Source organism: Streptomyces sp. NRRL S-118 (assembly GCF_000716335.1).
Classification (GTDB): Bacteria; Actinomycetota; Actinomycetes; order Streptomycetales; family Streptomycetaceae; genus Streptomyces.
The window spans coordinates 729,591-731,036 of record NZ_KL591002.1; the positions used below are offsets into that span (position 1 = coordinate 729,591).

Sequence of the window (1,446 nt, forward strand, 5' to 3'; positions counted from 1 at the left end):
ATGTCCGTTGTTGATGGTGTGAAGTCGGTGAGCGAGGGGACGGCTGGTCCGCCTCGGATGACGGGCCGGCAGCGGCTGGTCCTGGTGGTGTTGCTGGTCGCGCAGTTCATGCTCGCGGTGGACTTCTCGATCCTGAACGTGGCGTTGCCGGTGATCGGTGACGGTCTGGGCTTCTCCCTGGCCAACCTGCAGTGGATCGCGACCGCGTTCGCCCTGTGCGCGGCCGGGTTCACCCTGCTGTTCGGCCGGATCGCCGACCTGTTCGGCAGGCGCCGGCTGTTCCTGGCCGGCCTGGCCCTGCTGGGCATCTCCTCCCTGGTCGGCGGCCTGGCCACCACCCCCGAACTGCTGATCGTGGCCCGCGTGGCACAGGGCCTGGCCACCGCGGCCGTCACCCCCGCCGGCCTGTCACTGCTGACCACCTCCTTCCCCGAAGGACCCCTGCGCGACAAGGCACTGGGCCTCAACGGCGCCCTGATGTCGGCCGGCTTCACCACCGGCGCGATCCTCGGCGGTGTGCTCACCGACCTGCTGTCATGGCGGTGGGCGTTCTTCATCAACGTGCCCGTCGCCCTGGCGGTCCTGCTCATCGCCCCGGCGGTGATCAGCGAGTCCCGGCCCACCGAGCGTCCGCGTCTGGACGCGCCCGGCGCGGTGACGGTGACCCTGGGCCTGCTGGCCCTGGTGTTCGGCCTGACCCAGGCCGGTGAGCACGGCTGGACCGCCCCGGTGGCACTGGGCTCGCTGCTGGTGGGTGTGGTGCTGCTGGTGGTGTTCTACGCGGTGGAGTCCAAGGCCGCCTCCCCGCTGGTCCCGGTCAGCGTCCTCAAGCGCCGCACCGTCGCGTGGGGCAACATCGCCGGTCTGATCGCGTTCGTCACCGAGACGTCGCTGGTGTTCCTGATGACGCTCTACCTGCAGGAGGTGCTGGGCTTCTCGCCGCTGGCGGCCGGGCTGTCGTTCGGTGTGCTGGGCATCGGCACCGTGATCGGCGGGTCGATCGCGGCGAAGGTGATCGGCCGGATCGGCACCAAGCAGACCCTGATCGCGGGTGGTGTGCTGCAGACCGTGGCCACCGCCGCGCTCCTCGGGCTGGGCGACGACCGCTCGTTCATGTGGCTGCTGCTGGTGGGCACCTTCGCCGGCGGTGTGGGCAACATGCTCGTCATCGTCGGGTTCATGGTCACCGCGACCTCCGGACTGCCCGACCACGAGCAGGGCATGGCCACCGGGCTTGCGACCATGACCCAGCAGATCGGCATCACCATGGGCACCCCGATCATGTCCGCGATCGCCACCGCCCACATCGCCGGACGCACCAGCCCCGACGCCATCCTCGACGGCATCGGCCTGGCCGTCCTGGTCAACACCGCCATCGTCCTCCTCGGCGTCCTCACCAGCGCCGCCTTCCTCCACAACCCCAAGAAGACGGCCGGCTGACGACCG

The 1,446-nt window shown here is 70.1% G+C and carries 1 protein-coding gene; it reads left to right on the forward strand.

Translation table 11 applies throughout. The annotated features are described in order from the left end of the window. On the forward strand, positions 1-1,440 hold the full coding sequence (locus IH00_RS0106685) for an MFS transporter (RefSeq protein WP_031070603.1): 1,440 nt from the start codon (positions 1-3) through the stop codon (positions 1,438-1,440). Positions 1,441-1,446: the final 6 nt, after the last annotated feature.